Annotated in this window: 17 protein-coding genes and 1 pseudogene; 8 read left to right on the forward strand and 10 right to left on the reverse strand. The window is 63.4% G+C overall.

Annotation, left to right across the window (positions count from 1 at the left end):
- The first annotated feature begins 91 nt into the window (after positions 1 to 91).
- On the forward strand, positions 92 to 454 hold the full coding sequence (locus NEI07_RS01445; RefSeq protein WP_256032216.1) for a hypothetical protein: 363 nt from the start codon (positions 92 to 94) through the stop codon (positions 452 to 454).
- A gap of 156 nt (positions 455 to 610) precedes the next feature.
- Here the strand turns inward: NEI07_RS01445 and NEI07_RS01450 are convergent, their stop codons facing one another.
- From NEI07_RS01450 to galK, 7 genes are all read right to left on the reverse strand, one after another.
- On the reverse strand, positions 611 to 1,573 hold the full coding sequence (locus tag NEI07_RS01450) for an MORN repeat-containing protein (RefSeq protein WP_256032217.1): 963 nt from the start codon (positions 1,571 to 1,573) through the stop codon (positions 611 to 613).
- A gap of 197 nt (positions 1,574 to 1,770) precedes the next feature.
- Positions 1,771 to 2,613, reverse strand: a complete 843-nt coding sequence (locus NEI07_RS01455; protein ID WP_256032218.1) for a lytic murein transglycosylase — start codon at positions 2,611 to 2,613, stop codon at positions 1,771 to 1,773.
- A gap of 155 nt (positions 2,614 to 2,768) precedes the next feature.
- Positions 2,769 to 2,996, reverse strand: a complete 228-nt coding sequence (locus tag NEI07_RS01460) for a hypothetical protein (protein ID WP_256032220.1) — start codon at positions 2,994 to 2,996, stop codon at positions 2,769 to 2,771.
- Positions 2,997 to 3,103: 107 nt separating this feature from the next.
- Positions 3,104 to 3,763, reverse strand: a complete 660-nt coding sequence (locus tag NEI07_RS01465) for a 3-oxoacid CoA-transferase subunit B (RefSeq protein ID WP_256032221.1) — start codon at positions 3,761 to 3,763, stop codon at positions 3,104 to 3,106.
- The gene (locus tag NEI07_RS01470; protein ID WP_256032222.1) at positions 3,763 to 4,419 is read right to left on the reverse strand and encodes a CoA transferase subunit A; all 657 of its coding nucleotides are present in this window, start codon (positions 4,417 to 4,419) and stop codon (positions 3,763 to 3,765) included. Before NEI07_RS01470 ends, NEI07_RS01465 begins: the two co-directional genes overlap by 1 nt.
- 15 nt (positions 4,420 to 4,434) lie before the next feature.
- A complete protein-coding gene (locus tag NEI07_RS01475; protein WP_256032224.1) occupies positions 4,435 to 5,484 on the reverse strand; it encodes a UDP-glucose--hexose-1-phosphate uridylyltransferase in 1,050 nt (349 codons plus the stop codon).
- Between the two features lie 9 nt (positions 5,485 to 5,493).
- Positions 5,494 to 6,657, reverse strand: a complete 1,164-nt coding sequence (gene galK / locus NEI07_RS01480) for a galactokinase (RefSeq protein WP_256032225.1) — start codon at positions 6,655 to 6,657, stop codon at positions 5,494 to 5,496.
- 82 nt (positions 6,658 to 6,739) lie between these two features.
- Between galK and NEI07_RS01485 the strand changes: the two genes are divergently transcribed.
- On the forward strand, positions 6,740 to 8,698 hold the full coding sequence (locus NEI07_RS01485) for a beta-galactosidase (RefSeq protein ID WP_256032226.1): 1,959 nt from the start codon (positions 6,740 to 6,742) through the stop codon (positions 8,696 to 8,698).
- 25 nt (positions 8,699 to 8,723) lie between these two features.
- On the opposite strand, the gene NEI07_RS01490 is transcribed toward NEI07_RS01485, so the two are convergent.
- Complete coding sequence (locus NEI07_RS01490; RefSeq protein ID WP_256032227.1) at positions 8,724 to 9,737, reverse strand: magnesium transporter; 1,014 nt, start codon at positions 9,735 to 9,737, stop codon at positions 8,724 to 8,726.
- A gap of 219 nt (positions 9,738 to 9,956) precedes the next feature.
- Between NEI07_RS01490 and NEI07_RS01495 the strand changes: the two genes are divergently transcribed.
- Positions 9,957 to 10,325, forward strand: coding sequence for a DUF5132 domain-containing protein (locus NEI07_RS01495; RefSeq protein WP_256032228.1), 369 nt, complete (start codon positions 9,957 to 9,959; stop codon positions 10,323 to 10,325).
- Positions 10,326 to 10,769 (forward strand): hypothetical protein, encoded by a 444-nt coding sequence (locus NEI07_RS01500; protein ID WP_256032229.1) that lies wholly within the window; start codon positions 10,326 to 10,328, stop codon positions 10,767 to 10,769.
- Between the two features lie 2 nt (positions 10,770 to 10,771).
- Here NEI07_RS01500 and NEI07_RS01505 read toward each other — a convergent pair whose 3' ends face one another.
- Together NEI07_RS01505 and NEI07_RS01510 are read right to left on the reverse strand one after the other, a co-directional pair.
- Positions 10,772 to 11,953 (reverse strand): methionine adenosyltransferase, encoded by a 1,182-nt coding sequence (locus NEI07_RS01505; protein WP_256032230.1) that lies wholly within the window; start codon positions 11,951 to 11,953, stop codon positions 10,772 to 10,774.
- Positions 11,943 to 14,753, reverse strand: a complete 2,811-nt coding sequence (locus NEI07_RS01510; RefSeq protein ID WP_256032232.1) for a cation-translocating P-type ATPase — start codon at positions 14,751 to 14,753, stop codon at positions 11,943 to 11,945. The genes NEI07_RS01505 and NEI07_RS01510 overlap by 11 nt, the downstream gene beginning before the upstream one ends.
- Before the next feature lie 569 nt (positions 14,754 to 15,322).
- Between NEI07_RS01510 and NEI07_RS01515 the strand changes: the two genes are divergently transcribed.
- From NEI07_RS01515 to NEI07_RS01530, 4 genes and pseudogenes are all read left to right on the forward strand, one after another.
- Entirely contained in the window at positions 15,323 to 15,481 is a 159-nt protein-coding gene (locus NEI07_RS01515) for a hypothetical protein (protein WP_256032233.1), read from the forward strand.
- Between the two features lie 28 nt (positions 15,482 to 15,509).
- Positions 15,510 to 16,649 carry a catalase family protein gene (locus NEI07_RS01520; RefSeq protein WP_256032234.1) on the forward strand — a complete coding sequence of 380 codons (1,140 nt, stop codon included), beginning with the start codon at positions 15,510 to 15,512 and terminating at the stop codon, positions 16,647 to 16,649.
- Complete coding sequence (locus NEI07_RS01525) at positions 16,640 to 18,463, forward strand: cytochrome c (protein WP_256032236.1); 1,824 nt, start codon at positions 16,640 to 16,642, stop codon at positions 18,461 to 18,463. Before NEI07_RS01520 ends, NEI07_RS01525 begins: the two co-directional genes overlap by 10 nt.
- Before the next feature lie 268 nt (positions 18,464 to 18,731).
- Positions 18,732 to 19,179, forward strand: a pseudogene (locus NEI07_RS01530) (hypothetical protein); the annotation flags it as partial.

Below are 19,179 nucleotides of genomic sequence, written 5' to 3' on the forward strand. Positions count from 1 at the left end.
GGTCGGAACGATCGACCGCCGCGCACTGCAAAGCAAGGGTGACAGTAGGCAATATTCGAACACTGAACGCTAACTTCCAGGGACCAGACCCATGAAAAAGCTGATCGCGACAATATCCTTGTGCATGCTGGCGGCCGGACCGGCCCTCGCCGAAGGTCAGAACAATCAGAACCAGAATCAGAATCAGTCGCAAGCGTATGGCAACAACTATTCGACGGTCACACAGATCGGCGTGAATAATAACGCCGCCGTCGTTCAGAACGGCTCGGTCGGCGGAAACCTTCTCGATCTTGGTTCGGGGAACCAGAATCAGAGCAATGTGAACATCGATAAGCAAGCCTTCGCGATCGGCAGCATCATCGACTCCGACGGCGCGACGATCAGCAAGACGAACTCTGACAACACCTCCATTTCCAACAATTCGCAAGCCTCGATCGTCACGCCCATCCAATAAGGCGCTTCGAAACGAAAGACGGCCGAGACTTTATAAACCCCAGCCCCTGCGGGCTGGGGTTTGCGTTTTTAAGGACTTCGCCTCAGCGCGGCGACGGCCTTGGCGACCACCGACAGAGCGACTTGCCCCGCCCTGCTGGCGCCGAGCCCAGGCGGCCTACTGGGGCTGATATTTGCCCGCTTTAAACAATCCGGCCTGCGATTGCCCATCGGGCAAGCTCATCGTTCCCTGTCCGTCCGGCTCGCCATTCTGGAATTCGCCGCGGTAGGAGGCGCCATTCGGCAAAGTGAGAATGCCCTTGCCGTGCGGGCGTCCGTCGCTGAATTCGCCCACATATTTCTTCCCGTCGGGAAATGTGTAAGCGCCCTTGCCGATGATCCGGCCATTGACGAATTCGCCGCTATAGCTTTCGCCATTGGCGATCGTGAACGTGCCTTTGCCGTGACGGACGCCGTCGCGAAACTCGCCGACGTATCGTCCGCCGGACGCAAAAGTGATCGCGCCGCGCCCGGTCGCTTTTCCGTCGCGGAACTCGCCCGTATAAACGTCGCCGTTCGGAAACTTCAGCCCGCCGACGCAGCGCTTCCAAGGCTTCGCCAAGCTGACGTCGCAAGGCGGCAGACCATCTTTCAGCCCCTTCTGTTCGCTTTGCGCCGCGCCGCTGGCTTTCGGCTTCACAGCAAGTTCGCCGTCAACGAAATTTCCGGAGAATTTCTTGCCATCGGGCATGGTGACAGCGCCCGCGCCATGGGGAACGTCGTCCTTGAACTGGCCGACATAGATTTTTCCGTCAGCGGACACCAATTTGCCCTGCCCGCTTTTCTTCCCGTCCTTGAAATTGCCGGTGTAGGACTCGCCGTCGGGATGCGTGATGGTTCCCTTGCCGTTTGGCGCGCCGTCGCGGAATTGACCCTCGTATTTCTTGCCGTCCGTAAAAATGAGCGCGCCTTTGCCGTTGGCTTTGCCGCCCTTCATCTCACCGATATAACGGTTGCCGTCCGGCGCCGTTATGACGCCGAAGCACTGCTTCGAGATGTTTTCCGCGGTGCATTTTGGCAGCTTGCTTTCCGCTGACGCGGAGAGCGGAACGCCGAACGCGCCCGCACAAAGCGCAAGCATGAATATGCCACGGCGAAATTTTGAGACTGAGGCGTGAGACATGGCAAAACCTGCGCTGGTGAGGCGACGGAACCGTGAGCCTTATAGCCTAGTCGAAAATTAGAACAACGAACTTTTTCAATGAAGAATTGCTAAAATTTAGGATCGCGGGTTCGCTCAGCGAGCATTCGACATGCGCGCGAACAGCGCGGCGCCGCTCATTGCGCGCCCGCGAGCTTCGTCGCCAGCAGCGCGATCGTTTTGACGTAAACGCGCGCCTGATTCCACTCGAGCAGAATCGCGAAGTTCGGCTCGCCTTCATTCCAGCCCGCGCCAGCGCGCCAGCCTTTGCCCTTGAGGAAATTCGCCGTCGAGGCGAGCGCGTCCGGCGTCGATCGTATGAGATCGCGTCTGCCGTCGCCGTCGAAATCGACGCCATATTTCAGATAGGAGGACGGCATGAATTGCGTCTGGCCGATTTCTCCAGCCCAGTCGCCGCGCATCTGAGCCGGGGACATATCGCCGCGCTCGACGATCTTCAGCGCATGATTCAGCTCTTCATGAAATTGTGCGGAGCGCCTGCAGTCATAGGCGAGCGTCGCTAACGCCTGCATCGTCCTGAAGCGTCCATTGTCGGCGCCAAAGCCCGTTTCCAGTCCCCAGATCGCCACGAGCACTGCTCCGGGAACGCCATAGCGCGCCTCGATCTGTGCGAGCAGAGCCGCGTGCCGCTGAAGCAGCGCCCGCGCCTTGCTCAACCGACCGGGCGTCACCAGGCGACTCGAAAACTTCTCGAAACTTTGGTGGAAAATTCGCTGTCCGCGGTCGCGGCCAATCACCGCGTGATCATAGGTTACGCCGGCCAGCGCAGCGTCGAGCGTTCGTTGCGAAACGCCTTCCGCCGCAGCGTCGCGTTTCATCTCCTCGAGCCATTGGCTAAAACCGGCCGCCGACGATCCGCAGGACGCGGCGCGCGCCGATAGGACGCAAGCGCCCAAAGCCAGCGCGCTGGCGGCAAGTAAGACGCCCCACGCCTTGGCGCTTTTCGACAGCCGGTTCATGGCCGGCAGTTTAGTGGGCCTGCGAAGGCGCTGCAATCAAGCAGCGCGCGCCTTCGGACAGACGCGCTGGACAGCACACGTCGTCGTCGTATCAGCGCGCCCAACCTCGGCGGAATGCGCCGCTAGCGACGGCACTCCTCACGCGAGAAGCTAAATCAGCGGCGCTTTGCCTTAAACTGGCGTTTGCAGGCGCTTGAAAGCTCGTTCATATGCGCGCGCAGGCACTTTTCGACGGCGATCGCATTGGGCTCATCCGCCGCGCAGAACTTGTGGGAATCGCGTTCGCAGGCCGCGCGCTGCTTGTCCATTGTCCGGGCTGTCGCGGGATTGAATACGGCGAAGCCAATGAAGGCGGAAAGGGAAAAGATCAACAGCTTACTCATCGGTTGCTCTTTCGTTTAGCGCTAACGATCGCTGCGCAAAACGCGCGACGCGACCAGAGCGATACCTGTATCGAGCGTTGCCGATATCAAGTGTCGAGGCCTGCCTGCTAATCGCGACAGAGAGGCATCTCAGGCGTAACTTTCGGCACGATCAGCCGCGCGCCGGTGCAGGCGACGATATCCGCGACGCTGACGCCGGGCGCGCGTTCGCGTAGCGCCAGCCCTTCATCGGTCGGCTCGATGACCGCGAGCTCAGTCACAATGAGGCTGACGCGCCGCGCCGCCGTCGGCGGCAAGGTGAGAGTGTCGACGATTTTCGGCTCGCTCTTGGCGACGTGCTGCATCGCTATGATGACGCGCTTAGCGCCCGCGACGAGGTCCATGGCGCCGCCCATTCCCGGCGTGAACTTTCCCGGAACCATCCAGCTGGCGAGGCGTCCCGCGGCGTCGACCTGCAGCGCGCCGAGCACCGCCATATCGACATGGCCGCCTCGAATCAGCGCGAAGCTCGTCGCGCTATCGAAGCTCGCGGCGCCCGGCAACGACATGATGAGTCCGCCGCCGGCGTCAATGAGATCGCGATTCTCCATTCCATCCGGCGGCGGCGCGCTGAAGCCGATAAGGCCATTTTCGCTCTGCATGGCGACGGACATTCCCCGCGGGATGAAACGCGCCACGAGAGTCGGCAGGCCGATCCCGAGATTGACGAGCATGCCGTCGCGCAGCTCCAGGGCGACGCGGCGCGCGATGATTTCCTTGGCGTCCATCAGCGCGCCCTGCTCACGATGTGCGTGACGAGCACGCCCGGCGTGCGCACCGCGTCGGGCGGAATGACTCCAACCGGGACAATCTCGTCGGGTTCGGCGATGACGCAATCGGCGGCGAACGCCATGACCGGGTTGAAATTTGCGGCCGTGAGCCGATAGGTCAGATTGCCGTAATAGTCGGCCTCATGCGCGCGCAGCAGCGCGAAATCCGCCCGCAGCGGCTTTTCGATGAGAAAACTTGCGCCGTCGATCTCAATCATCTGCTTGCTTTGCGCGACGACCGTTCCCACGCCGGTCGGCGTCAAGACGCCGCCAAGCCCGGAGCCGCCGGCGCGGATTCGTTCGGCGAGCGTTCCTTGCGGTATGAGCTCCACTTCGATCGCGCCGGCGCTCATCAACCGCTGCGTGGTCGGATTGGTGCCGATGTGCGAGACCTCCACCCGCGCAACGCAGCCGGCTTCGATCAGCCGACCGACGCCGACGGTTGGATAGGCTGTGTCGTTGCCGATGATCGTCAATGCGCGCGCGCCACGCGCGACGAGCGCGTCGATCAATCGATCAGGCGACCCGACGCCAAGAAACCCGCCGATCATGACGCGCGCTCCATCGGGAACGAGATCGGCTGCGGCTTCGACGGCGATCGCGCTTTTCCTCATCTCGCTGAACCCTGCTTAGCGTGTAGGCTTGTCGAGATAATGCGTTTCGGAAACGTCACGCAGACGCGCCGCCGCCGTTTCCGGCGTGATGTCGCGTTGGGGTTCGCCCAGCATCTCGAAGCCCACCATGAATTTCCGCACGCTCGCCGAACGCAGCAGCGGCGGATAAAAATGCGCGTGAAAATGCCAATTGGCGTGCGGCGCGCCGTCCGTCGGGCGCTGGTGAAATCCCATCGAGTAGGGAAAGTCGGTTTCAAACAGATTGTCATAGCGAATCGTCAACCGCCGAAGGATGTCGGCGAGCCCCCTCGCCTCGTCTCCGGTAAGCTCGTCAAAAGAGCCGATATGCCGCGTCGCGATCACCATGGTTTCAAACGGCCAGATCGCCCAGAACGGCACGAGCGCAACGAAATGATCGTTGCCGCAAACGATTCGCTCGCCGAGGCTTTGCTCAAGCGCCAGATAGTCGCATAGGAGACAGGAGCCGTTTTGGGCGAGATACGCGCCTTGGCGCTCCGATTCCTTGACGGCTTCGTTCGGAATGCTGTGCGTCGCCCAGATCTGGCAATGCGGATGCGGATTGCTGGCGCCCATCGCCGCGCCGCGATTTTCGAAAATTTGCACATAGTTGATCGCATCGAGGGCGCCGAGCCGCATCGTCTCTTCGCGCCATGCCTCGACGACGGGAACGATCTCGGGAACGATCATACGCGATAAAGTCAGATCGTGGCGCGGCGAGAAGCACAGCACGCGGCATCGGCCGGGCTCGTTTTGCGCGACAAGCAGTCCGTCTTGAACAATCTCCTCCGCTGACGCCTGCGCTGTGAGCGCCGCGAAGTCATTGTCGAAGGCGAAAACGCCTTCATAGGCGGGATTTCGTGCGCCATTCGCCCGCGCATTTCCCGGGCACAGATAGCAGGTCGGATCGTATCGAGGTCGATCGGGATCGTGGGTCTTTTCGACCTGGCCTTGCCATGGCCGGCTGGTCCGATGCGGCGAGACGAGCACCCACTCGCCCGTGAGCTGATTGAGTCGGCGATGCGAAGCGCTGTTCAGCAGGGACACGAGCCGCTCCTAATCGCCGACAGGGCCCGCGCCGGGACCAGGCGCGCAGGTGAGGATGGGCGGCGTAACGCCAGTCGCTGTGCGATATCTGTCGGCCATCGCCTGCGCGAAGGCTTCCGCGCGGCTCGCTTCCACGAGATTGATGGTGCAGCCGCCAAATCCGCCGCCCATCATCCGTGCGCCATAGACGCCCGGAAGGCTGCGCGCGATATCGACCATGAGATCGAGTTCGGCGCAGCTCACCTCATAGTCGTCGCGCAGACTTTCATGCGAAAGATACATGAGACGGCCGCATTCCTTAAGGTCCCCCGCGTCCAGCGCCGCGGCGGCGCGCAACGTCCGGTCGATCTCGCCAACGACATGCCGCGCGCGGCGAAAAACGAGCGCGGGCATCGCGTCGGCGTGTCGCATCAATTGGGCGAATGTCACGTCCCGCAGCGCTGCTATTCCATCGATCAGTGTCGAGAGAGCCGCGACCGCGCGCTCGCAGTCCGCGCGGCGCAAATTATATTCATCGCTCGCAAGCTGGTGGCGCACCATCGTGTCGCAAAGGACAAGACGCGCGTTCGGGTCTATCGCAACCTTCCGCGAAACGAGACTGCGGCAGTCGAGCAGCAGGGCGCTCCCAGCGACGGCGCAGCACGAAATGTATTGGTCCATAATGCCGCAGCGAACGCCAACGAACTGATTTTCGGCGCGCTGACAGATTTTGGCCAGTTCGACTCTGTCGACCTCGCAGCCGGAAATCGTCAAAAGCGCGAAGCCCGCGGCGACTTCAAACGCCGCCGAGGCCGAGAGTCCCGCGCCGATGGGCAGATTTCCGTCGAGGACGAGATCGGCGCCATTCAGTTTATGGCCGGCGCGTTCTAGAAAGATCGCGACGCCACGCACATAATCGGTCCAATCGCCGCGCGGCTGTGCGTGCGCGTCGTCGAGGTCGAAGTCGACGACTTCGTCCATGACCAGCGAGCCTATGCGCAAGCGGCGATCGGAACGAGGCGCAATGGCGGCCCAGATCGAGAGGTCGAGCGCCGCCGGCATGACGAAGCCGTCGTTGTAATCGGTATGCTCGCCAATGAGATTGATGCGGCCCGGCGCTCGGAAAAGGCGCGGCTCACGCTCGAAGCTGCGGCGGAAGGCGGCAATCAGATCTTGCTCGATCCTCGACTCCATTCCGGCCACAGTCCCATTGTCATCAAACCGTCAAGGCGACGCCGCATCGGTTCGGCGTAGGGGATCAAATGATAGTCCGCGCATGACCCGTCAACGCCTTGGCGTTTGCTATTATCCTGAACATTGGCCTCAGTCACGCTGGAGCGATGACGCGGCCATGATGAAGGAGATAGGTCTTTCCTTTGTTCGGATTGGCGAATTCGCCTGGTCACGGCTGGAGCCGCACGAGGGCGCCTATCGTTTCGAATGGCTGAGCCGCGCCATCGACACGCTGGATCGCGCCGGCCTCAAGATCGTGCTTGGAACGCCGACAGCGACGCCGCCCAAATGGCTCGTCGACAAGATGCCGCAGATGGCGGCACTCGACGCCAATGGGCGGCCGCGCAAATTCGGTTCACGCCGCCATTATTGTTTCAGCCACGAAGGCTATGCTCAAGAATGCGAGCGCATCGTTGAGCATTTGGCGCGAGCTTTCGGCGGGCATCCCGCCGTCGCGGCGTGGCAGACCGACAATGAATATGGCTGCCACGACACTGTGCTGAGCTATTCGCCGGCGGCGCTGCAGGCGTTTCGGCGATGGTGCGCGGCTAAATATCGCTCCATCGAAACGCTGAACGAAGCCTGGGGCAATGTGTTCTGGTCGATGGAATATCGAAGCTTCGACGAGATTGAGCTGCCGAATCTGACCGTCACCGAAGCCAATCCATCGCATCTGATGGATTTTCAGCGTTTCTCGTCCGATCAGGTCGTCGCCTTCAATTGCCGCCAAGCGCAGATCATCCGGCGTCATGCGCCGAACGCGACGATCCTCCACAATTTCATGGGCGCGTTCGTCGACTTTGATCACTATGCGCTCTCAGACGATCTCGACATCGCCGCATGGGACAGCTATCCGCTCGGCTTTCTCGAACGCTCCTCTCACGACGAAGATTTCAAGCTGCGCTACATGCGCGTCGGCGATCCTGACTTTCAGGCCTTTCATCACGATCTCTACCGGGCGTGCGGGCGCGGCCGATGGCAGGTGATGGAGCAGCAACCAGGCGCCGTGAATTGGGCGCCTTGGAATCCGGCTCCCGCGAAGGGCGCCGTGCGACTCTGGACCCTCGAGGCTTTCGCCGCCGGCGCCGAGGCAGTGAATTATTTTCGCTGGCGGCAGGCGCCTTTCGCGCAAGAGCAGATGCATGAGGCGCTGCTGCTGCCAAACGCCGCGCCGAATGAAGCCTATCATGACGTCGCGCGCATTTCGAAGGAACTCTCTTTACTCGATGCGCGCGTCGAAACAGTCCTCGCCCGAGTGGCGTTGATCTTCGATTATGAAAGCGCCTGGGCGTGGCGCATCGAGCCGCAAGGCCAGGACTTCTCCTATTTCGATCTTGTCATGTGCTTCTATCGGGCGCTGCGGCGCGCGGGGCTTTCCGTCGACGTCGTTCCGCCGACCGCGGCGGCGATCGCAGATCGAACGCTGATCATCGCTCCCGCGCTTTTTGCGCCGTCTGACGGTTTCGCAGAGGCGCTGGCGAAAGGCGGCGGGACAGTACTGCTTGGTCCGCGCGCGGGATCGAAGACCGCCGACTTTCAAATACCGGCTGATCTCCCTCCCGGAGTTCTGCGACGCATCATCGACATTCGCGTCAGACGAGTCGAAAGCTTTCGGCCGGGCGCACGGATTGCGCTCTCTGGACAAGGCGCTTTCGTGCGGTGGCGCGAATTCTTGGCTCTCGGCGAGAGCGTCGCGCCCGAGTTCACATCAGAAGACGGCGAAACGGCGCTCGCGCGATCCGACAACGTCTTTTATCTCGCCGGTTGGCCGGACGAAGAATTGCTGAACAACATGCTGCGCCATGTTGCTCATGTCGCCGGCATATCGACGCTCGACCTTCCGGAAGATATCCGCGTCCGCGACAATGGCGCGATGCGCTACATTTTCAATTACGGCGCGACGGCGACGGATATTTCGGCGCTGGTCGGCGAAGAGACTCTCTTGATCGGCGAGCGCCTTCTCAAACCTTGCGGCGTCGCCGCCTTCAGGCGTCGCGACTGACCGCCGCACGCTTCAGACGCGCGGCTCAGAACACCAGCCAAGAAGCGACGACAAAATAGGTCAAGAGAGAAAACGTGTCCTGCACCACGGTCGCGACCGGGCCGGAGCCGAGCGCTGCGTCATAGCCGAGCCTCGCGAAAATCCAGGGCATTAGAAATCCGAACGTCGTTGCGATGGTGCTCGCGACCGCCAGCGAAATTCCGACGGTTGCGGCGAGGCCGACGCTCGAAAAGAAGAACCAGACGACCGGGAAGGCGAGACAGCCGAGCATCGCGCCAAGCAGCGCCCCGGTGCCGAGCTCCCCGGCGAAGAGCGGCAGCAAGGCCGAATCGGTCAGGGAGAGGCCGCGGATGACCACCACTTCCGACTGCGTGCCGACCGAATCCGCGAGATAGACGATCGCAGGGATAAAGAAGGCGACGGCGATATGCGCGCTGAGCGCAGTTTCGAAGCGCGACATCATGGCGGTCGCCGCGGCGCTGCCCGCCATGCCGACAAGCAGCCAGGGCAATCGATAGAGCGCGCGACGATGCGGCGCGGCCGTCAACGCGTCTCTCGCAGCCTCCGACTTGCCGAGGATGCCCACCATGTGATGCAGATCCTCAAGATGCTCGTCGCGCAAGATGGTCATGAGCGCGCGCGCAGGCACGGCGCCGAGCAATCGTCCTTCGGCGTCGCAGACGGCCAAGATCGACAGGCCCGCGTGAATGGCGCGGCTCGCCGCTTCCTCGCGATCCGCGCCGGGCGGGACGCTGTAGGCTTCGGCCGTACGGGCAATGTCATGCAGCGGCGTCGTCTCCGGCGCCCCAAGCAGATCGCGTATGGCGACGACGCCAATCAGCCGACCGTCTTCGGCAAGCACGAAAACATGCGAGAAGTCGTCGAAACGCTGGCCGATCAACCGCGCCCGAGCCTCGCCGGCGCCCTCGCACGAGCGGGCCACAGGCACGGAGGTCACGAGATAGCGCCCCACGGTCTGGCCGTTCGTCTCCACTGGAGGCAGGCGGTCTAGCGTTGGGATAAGGGACATTGCGGTCATGGCTTCTCATGATGTTCTGAGAGACAAGCGGCGTCCGGGCCTATTGAGCAGCGCGCAGCCGCAAGCATAGGAACGCGCCACGTTACAGTTATGTGACCACATCCGCGCGTTCTTTTTGCGGGCGCGTCGATTGTTGCATGATAGAATGTTTTGTTAGATTTTTTGGCCGTCGCCGCTTGGCCCTGGCGACCTTCAGCGAATCGGACCGGAGTCGAAGCGATGAAACCCTTTGGATTTGCGTTGGGCGCCCTGACGGGCGCCGCCGCCGTCTTGCTCCTGAACCGTCAGGGAACCCAGCGCGTGCGCCCGATCGCCAAGGCGGCGATGAAAGCTGCGGTGATGGCCTACCACGAAGCGCGCGTGCAAGGCGCCGAACTCGCCGAGGCCGCCGAGGATCTCTTCGCCGAAGCGAAAACCGAGGCCGCAGCCGATATTTTCGCTGCAGCGATGGCCGCCGCCCAGGCCAAGGCCGCGCAAGCCAAAACCGAAGCAAAGACCGAAACGAAGCCCGAAGCGGCGTCAAAGCCCGAGAGCGCGGCGCCAGCAAGCGAGGCTCCCACGTCCCGGGCCGCAAGCGAGAGCGCGTAAATGAACGACGCAATCCTGCCTCTGGCGCAGGTGGCCCACGCCATGCCGGGCCGCGCGCGGCTGCGTGTCGCCGACCGCCGCGGCGACGCCGCTTATTTCGCTTCGGTCTCCAAGGGCCTGTCGGCGATCGCCGGCGTTCGCAACGTCGAAGTGGCGCCGCTGACGGGCAGCGTGCTCATTCAGCACAGCGGACCCTTGGCGCGCATCGGCGCCGCGGCGCAGGAAGCGCGGCTCTTTGTCGTCGGCGAAGCGCCTCACGCCCCGCGCGAGACGCCGGAATTGTCGATCGACCCGAAAGCCGTCGCGGCGCTCGCGCTCTTTGCCGCCGCGCTGTGGCAGATGTCGAAGGAGAGCGTTTTTCCGCCGGCGATCACCTTGCTGTGGTACGCGAGCCGATTGGGCGGCGTTTGGTCGCTGGATGGCGACGGCGGGAATGGGGAGTAGGCTTAACCCTTAAGCGCATCCACGACATCCAGCGCTTCCCACGGGAGGTCGAGATCGGCGCGGCCGAAATGTCCGTAGGTCGCGAGCGGAAGATAGAAGCCTGCCGGGCCGGACGTCTGGGGGGCCGTGCGCAAGCCGAAGCGGCGTACGATCGAGCCAGGCCGGAAATCCAGGAGCGCGGCGAGACGTCTGGCGATTTTGTCATCCGCAAGATAGCCAGTGCCGAAGGTCTCGACCGAGAGACTGATGGGCTCCGCCTGCCCCGCCGCGTAAGCCAGGTGAACTTCGCAGCGCTCGGCAAGGTCCGCCGCGACGATATTCTTGGCGGCGTGCCGCGCCGCGTAAGCGCCGGCGCGTTCGATGCGCGATGGGTCCTTGCCTGACAGCGCCGAGCCGCTCTGGCGCGCGATCTCGCCATAGGCGTCGATGCCGCTCTTGCGCCCGGTCAGGCCGGCGTGGCGCGCCGGTCCGCCGATCTCAAAGGGTTCGCCGGCGTTGACGTGAACCGTCGTGTGAGCGTCCGGCCTCATGTCGCCCGCGGAAAGCGCATCGAGCGCGATCCCGCGCAGCCGGTCGAACTTGGCGTCGTCCATCGCCGCGCCGTCAAAGGCGACGGTCAGCGAAACCCCATAGATTCGTGCGGGGCGACCGCCGCGATATTCAATCGAGACTTGCGTCTTGGCGTCGGGCGAGAGCGCAGAAAATCCGGCGCGCCGAGCGGCGTCGAGCGCCCGCGCGACCTTATGCGCGAGGCTGATCGGCGCCGGCATGAATTCAGGCGTGTCGCGACAGGCGTAGCCGAAAACATTGGCTTGCTCATGCGCGAAGCGCCTGCCGACGGCTGCATCATCGTCCAGTTCCGCTAAAGGCGGCTCGCGCGCTTCGAGCGGCAATTCGACGAAGCTCGTCAGTATCGAGCAATTGCGCGCGTCGAAGCTCCCCGCGGCGTAGCCGGCCTCCTGCATGACCGTGCGCGCGAGCGCCGGCAAATCGACGAGCGCGTCGGCGGCGTATCGCGCGGCGAGAAAGACGACGCCCGTCGCCAAGGCGCATTCCACAGTTGCGCGCGCGCGATCGTCTTCACGCAGCAGCGCGTCAATGGCCGCATCGCTGATCTGATCGCAGAGCTTGTCGGGGTGACCCGGAGTCACCGACTCCGACGTGAAGATCATGTCAGGCGACATCGCTTTCTCCATTGCCGAACGGCGGCGCCTCTTCGCGATCGGCGATTCTGCCGATGATATCGTTGGCGAGCGAACTGCCGAGGGCGATGGCGCCGATCCGCAACAGGTCGCCGGCGCCAAGCGGCGACAGGCCGAGAAGGCGCCGGGTCAATGGAAAAAGTTGCACGCCCGCCTGCAGCAGCAGGGTCGCGCCGACGGCGCCGTAAAGCGTCGAATTGGGCGGCCTGCCGACCTCGCAGCTCAATCCGCGTAACTCCGAACGGCAGGACAGACTGTGGAGCAGTTGGCCGCAGGTGAGGCCGTGAAAGGTGACGGTGCTGGCGCGCGCGCCGCCTGCGACGCCGCCGAGGCTGAAATAGCCGATCAACGCCGCGACGCCCATGACCGAACCCTCGCGAAGAATGCGCCTAAAATCGGAGGCGGCGAGAATCTGCGCTTTCGGATCATGCGGCGGCCTGTCGAGCACGTCGGGCTCCGGCGGCTCAAGTCCTAGCGCGATCGCCGGCAGCGCGTCGGTCGCCAGATTGAGCCAGAGCAGTTGCATCGGCGTCAACGGCTCGCCGCCGACAAGCGCGGCGCCGAGCATGGCGATGGTCTCGGACGCGTTGGTCGATATGAGATAGCGCAGGACCTTGCGGATATTCGCATAAGTGGCGCGGCCGAGTCTTATGGCCTCGACGACGCCATCCATGTCGTCGGTCGCGAGCACGATGTCGGCGACCTGACGGGCGACATCGGCGCCTTCTCCGCCCATTGCGATTCCGACGTCCGCCGCGCGCAAGGCGGGGCCATCGTTGACGCCGTCGCCGGTCATCGCCACGATATGGCCGTGGCCTTGCAGCGCCTTAACGATGTTGAGCTTGTCGACGGGGCTGACGCGCGCGAAGACATGCGGCTGCCTCGCCAGCGCCTCGAGCATCTCGGGTCGCATCTTCGCCATCTGCCCGGCTTCGAGCACGCGCAACTCGCCGCCGTGATTGAGATCGAGGCGCCGCGCGATGGCGAAGGCGGTCGCGCTTTGATCGCCGGTGATCATCACCGTGCGCACGCCGGCGCGATGCAGCTGCCTGAGCGCCGGGCCGACGCTGGCGCGAATTGGATTCGCCATGCCGGCAAGGCCGAGCCACATCAGATCCCGCTCGTCACGCGGATCGCCGCCGGCTTCGCCGATCGCGACGCCGAGGACGCGCAGCGCATCGCCGGCCATACGTTCATTGGCCCTGAGAATGGCGGTCCGCGCCGGGCCATCGAGCGGCGCGGCGCCATCGGCCGTGCTGCGGGTCGCGCAACGCGCCAGCACCTCGACCGGATCGCCTTTGACGCAGAGCAGGCGCGCGCCGCCGATCGCTTCGTGGAGCGTGCTCATGCGCTTGCGGCCCTCGCCGCGCGCCACACTCGTCCGCACAGGCGTAGATTGCCGAAGCGCGATAGGATCGACTCCCATCGCCACGCCCGCTTCGATCAGCGCGGTTTCGGTCGGCGTGCCGTCGATCTCCCAACTTTTCGCCGCGGGCGCGACGGCGGCGTCGCTGCATAGCGTCGCCGCTTCGAAGAGGCGACGCGCAATATCGACTGTTGCGGCGTCGGCATCGACGCCGTCGCGCAACAGTCGGCCTTCCTGTAGCTCAAACGCGCCATCGTCGACGTGAACGCGAACCGCCGCCATGCGGTTTTCGGTGAGCGTGCCCGTCTTATCGAGTCCGATCGTTTCGATCGCCCCAAGCGTCTCCACCGCGTCGATCTTGCGCACCAGCACCTTGCGCTTGCGCATGTCCTGCACGCCCAAAGCGAGCGTCGTGGTCGCGACGGCCGGCAGCCCTTCGGGGATGGCGGCGACGGCAAGCGAAATCGCGCTGCGCAAAGTGGGGATAAGCCCGTGGCCGCGCAGAAGGCCGAGAGCGAAGACGCACGCGCAAATGGCGCCATTGACGATCACAAGTTCGCGCTCGACGTCGCCAAGTTCGCGCTGGATGGGAGTCTGGGGCCGCTGCAGCGCGCCGAGCAACTGCTGCACGCGGCCGATCTCGGTCTGCGCGCCGACGGCGGTGATAATGGCCGCGCCGGATCCGCCGGTCACCGCCGTGCCGCGAAACACCATATTGCGACGATCTGGGACTCCCGTGTCCGGCGATAAAACAATCTTTGCGTCTTTCGGGGCCGGTTGCGCCTCCCCAGTGAGCGGCGATTCGTTCACGGTCAGATCGTCGCTGGCGATCAGACGCGCGTCCGCCGGCACGAAGGCGCCGCGCTCGATCAGCAGGAGGTCGCCCGGCGCGAGATCGCGCGCGTCGACCCGCAATCGTGCGCCATTGCGGATCACGGCGGCGTCCGATAGCTCCTCCGAGGCAAGGCCAGAAATCGTACGGTCCGCCTGACGCTCGGTGGCGGCGGCAATGCCGGCGTTGACCAGCACCACCGCAGCGATCATCACCGCGTCGGCGACGCCGCCGGTGGCCAGCGACACCACCGCCGATGCGCCGAGCAAAACAATCGGCAGACTGGTCAACTGCTCAGCGAAAACAATCGCAGCCGAGCGCGGCTCTACGCGGCGGAGCTCGTTGCGCCCCCATTTCCGCAGTCGTTCCGACGCGTCCTCTGTCGTTAAGCCTCGCCCGATATCCGTCTCCAGCCGCGCAGCGAGCGCATCGATCGCCTCGGCGTGAGCGGCGTTTTCCGGCGTGAGCGACGCGCCGTCGCCGACGTCCCATGCCGGCTCTTCGGCGACTGCCGCTTCGAGCGCCTGCATCAGCCGCACGCTTGTGAGGGGCTGCTGAAATTCGATGAGAGTCGAACCCGTCAATTCGCTGGCGCGAACGAAAAGGACGCCGGGCAGACGTCGAAGCCGCTTCTCGACGGCCCGCGCGAGCGCTGCGCGGCCGCGAAGACCCAGATGGCGAATCCGCGCGCGGCCGCAACAAGCATCATGAATAAGCTCGGCGCCAAATTGCGCACGTGACTCAACGTCGAAGCGACGTGAACCTACAGGCGCGTTATCTGAGTCCGCTTGAGCCAGGATCATTGAGCACATTGTCTGGCGCGCATCGAAGCCCGCTTTTCACGACCGTTCGATGACATTTTTCGGCGCTGCGGAATCGCTTCCGCAAAACCGCTGTTCTGAGTTATGTCTTCGGCAGCCGATCGTAAACGGCGATGCGCAATGGGCGCACTCCGCAATGTTTGAGATCGCTACTATAGTTGCGCGCAAGGGATAGGCGCAACCGCGCGCTGCTGCGCTGCAAATTCGACAGCCGGCGGAACCTTAGCGAAGGATCGGCGTTCTCCCACGAGCGGCAAGCTTAGATTGCGCCTTTGTCGGTTTGCAAATCTGATTGTGTTTTCAGTTTCGTCGATTCGGGGTGAGAGCGAACAATGTTCTTAAGAGCGCTGCCTGCGGCGAGCTTCGCCGCAACCGCATCCGCCATCGCGCCGTTCAACGTTCTTCACAACGTCGATAACGCCATTCTAGGCATCACGTTCAAGCGGGCGTATAACGCCAATGCGGCGGACTTCTTCAAATGCGCAATTTAAAAATCGCTTTCTCGAGGGGAGGACAATCATGACGAAGAGACGGAGCGCGTCCGTCGCGGCCGCCATGCTTTTGGCCGTGTCAATGAGCCCGCGCCAAGCCGCCCGCGCCGAAGAGGCGAAAGCCGCTGCGCCGACGCCCCCGCTCACCAAGTTTGAAAAGGCGCCCGCGGGCGAAGCCGAGCAGATTGGGCAGATCATTTCGCTCACCACGCAGCTTCTGCAGATGCGCTATCCTGAAGGCATGGCGCGGCGCGGCGTGCATCCAAAAGATCACGGCTGTGTCAAAGCGACGTTCACCGTCAATCCCGACATTCCTGCGCAATACCGGGCCGGCGTATTTGCAACGCCGGGGAAGAAATACCCAGCCTGGATTCGCTTCTCCAACGCCACGCCCTTTCTCGCGCCTGATCTGGGCAAAAATGGTCCCGATAGCCGCGGCATGGCGATCAAGCTCATTGGCGTCGAGGGCGAGACGCTGCTGAACGAGCCGGGCGCAAAGACGCAGGATTTCCTGCTGATCAATCTTCCCGCTTTCGCCTTTCCGAATGTCTCTGAATATTTGGAAGTCACCAAAATCCAGCTTGCGAACCACGACGACATTCGACCCTTTTTGGCGCCGCCGCTGTCACCCGAGCGGAAGAAGACTCTGGGCGTCGTCACGAAGATCAAGCAAACCAATGTCGGCAATCCGCTCGAGAGTCCGTATTTTTCCGCGGCGCCGTTTCTCTATGGCCCCGACAAGGTCGCGAAATTCAGCGCGACGCCAAGAAGCGCGGAAAAGACGCCCGTGCCCGCAAATCCAACCATGAATTATCTGCGCGAGGCGATGAAGAAGAGCCTCGATCCCGCCAATGGCAAGCCGGCTGTGTTCGATTTCAGGGTGCAGCTACGCAATGACGACTCGCTGCCGATCGAAGACGCGACCGCAGAATGGTCGGAGGCGACGGCGCCGCAGCAAAATGTCGCGACGATCGAGATCGACCGGCAAGATTTCGACAATGCGTTTCAGGTGACGGAATGCGAGCACATGGCGTTCACGCCATGGCACGGGCTCACGGCGCATCAGCCGATCGGCGGCATCAATCGGCTGCGTCGCGACGTCTATATCGCCTCTTCGAAGTTTCGCTCCCAACCCAAAGAGCCGACGGGATTCCCAAAATGGCCGTGATGACGCGTCTCACAAGCGCAATCGCGCGCGTTTCGTTCGTCGCCTGCTTGGCGTTGGCGTCACACGCCTGCCTCCACGCGCCGGCTTTCGCGCAAACGGCTCCTTCCGGCGGCGAGTGGCGCGCCGAGCAGGAAAGACGGTCGAAGGCGCTCGACGCCTACATCAGCCGCAAGCCGGTCGCCTATCGTTGGTTCGCGGATTTTCCCTTTGGCCTGACGGATGGCGCGCCCTTCATCATTCTGAAGCTGCTGCCGAAGCTCGCGCCCGAAGAATGGGGAAGCGGGAATAATTTTCTCGACGTCGCCGGCCTCTTCATCGATGAGCGCGATCCCACCTACCCCATTGCCCGCGGCTTCGGCTGGACCGGATTGGCGCGCGACGACGCAAACGGCGCCGTCGATTACGCGGCGTTGAGTTGCGGCGCCTGCCATATCGGCCGCGTGCGTCTCGATGACGGCAGTTTTCGGTATCTCGACGGCGGCGTGAACGCGCAGTTCAATCTCGTGCAATATCGCGTCAGAGTGAGAAGCACGATCGAGAAGATCACCGCCGGCGCGACGACGCCACAGGAAAAGATCGAACGCGCCACTCGGGCCATTCTTACAGCGCTCGACAAGGCGCATGCCCAAGACAAAAATTTCTTCTACAAGAATTACTCCTTCGCTGGGCGCCGCTTCGACGCCGCCTATGAAACGCGTCAGATCGAGCTCTTCATGCAGGATGCGCCGGCGATCGTCGGCAAATACCTGACGCGCGCCGGACTGGAATATGTCTCGCTGCTCGACCTCATCGACAAGAACTACAAAGGCTTCGAGGAGCAGATGGCCCAGGGCTTCGGCGGCATGGCCGACGCGACCGGAGTCAGCACGTCGATGGTCTACGCCGCCGCCGAAGCGCGCGGCGAAAATCCTGATCCGAAGACAAGCCTGCCGCCGACGCCCGGCATCACCGACTTCATGGCCGTGTGGGAGCAGGAGAAGCGGCTGGCGCGCTGGTCCGCGGATCACACGCAACTTGTCGACGGCGGAGGACAATGGAACGGCAATATTCCGATTCCGATCTTCCGCAACCTTGCCGCCGAACTGACGCTGGGGCTCGGACGCGACACCGACATTCGCATCGCCGCTTTCAGCGAGGATCTGCTGCGCGATCTGCCGGCGCCCGTCTATCCCTTCCCCGTCGATCTCGCGCTCGCAAAAAAGGGCGCGGCGCTCTTTGAAGAAAATTGCGCGGCGTGTCATCGGCCGCATAACGGCAAGGTCTACGACCTCGGCGCGGATCTCGGCCGGGCGCGCGTCGTTAGCGATATAATTGCGAAAAACGCCCGCGACAGTTTCACGAAGATCTGTCCGCCGACGAGAGTCGTCGAGATGCCGCCCTCTGGCGACCGGATTGCGCCCTGCGCGAAGTTCGAAGGGGTTTCGCTGGAGAACCGCGCCGACGTCTCCATGGCCGATCCGAAGGCGCATGAGGGCTATAATGCGCTGCCGCTTGGCGGCGTGTGGGCGCAGGCGCCTTATCTGCACAACGGCTCAGTGCCGACGCTCTATCATCTTCTCGTTCCGCGCGAGCGCCCGGCCGTCTTCATCAAGAGCCGGCTCGATTACGACAAGAAGCTCGTCGGCTTCTCCTGGGAGGTTCCTCAGACCTTGATGCGCGACGAAGGCTATCGTTTCGATACGACGGCCTTTCCGGCGCTCTCCAACAAGGGGCACGACAAGGACGTCATCGAGGACGGCAAGACCTTGAAGCTCGATTGGTCGGACGACGTCGCCGGCGCCATGGCGATCGTCGAATATCTGAAGACGAAGTGAACCCGGGGGGCGGCGCTTTCCCGTTTCCCTGTCGATGGGGTGAAGGTTTCCTCATCCTGAGGAGCGTGCGCAGCACGCGTCTCGAAGGACGAGGAAACCTTCATGCGCCGCCCTCGGGACCTCGCCCTCGTGCTTCGAGACGCGCCTTCGGCGCTCCTCAGCATGAGGGCGAGTGTAGTCGCCCTTTCACCTGATTGTTCTCCCTAACCCCATAGCTTGACTCTCCCGCATCGGGAGTCATTATAAGAACATAACAGGAACTCATGAGATGACCCAACCGCTGGCGTCGCTGCGGAAAAGCCTGGCTTGCGCCTATCCGGCCGCCGCTGCCGAGACGATCGCGCTGGGCGCGCCGAGCCTCGATCGGCGGCTTGGCGGCGGCATTCTCCGTGCGGCGCTGCATGAGGCCTATGCCGGGACCGCCGCCGACGCCCCGGCGGCGACAGGCTTCGCCCTGGCGCTCGCCAGGCGCGCACTGGCCGGCGCGGAGAAGCCGCTGCTCTGGGCCCGGCAGGAGGCGCTCACCGCTGAATCCGGCGCGCCCTATCCGCCGGGCCTCGCCGACATCGGCCTCGACCCTGCCGCCGTCGCCTTCATTCGCGTGCGCGACGCCAAGGAGGCGCTGCAGGCGGGCGCCGAAGCCGGACGCTGCGCAACTGTGGGCGCGACGCTGATCGAACTCTTCGGCGAGGCGCGCGCCTATGATCTGACCGCGA

This window comes from Methylocystis suflitae (genome assembly GCF_024448135.1).
Taxonomy (GTDB): Bacteria; Pseudomonadota; Alphaproteobacteria; order Rhizobiales; family Beijerinckiaceae; genus Methylocystis; species Methylocystis suflitae.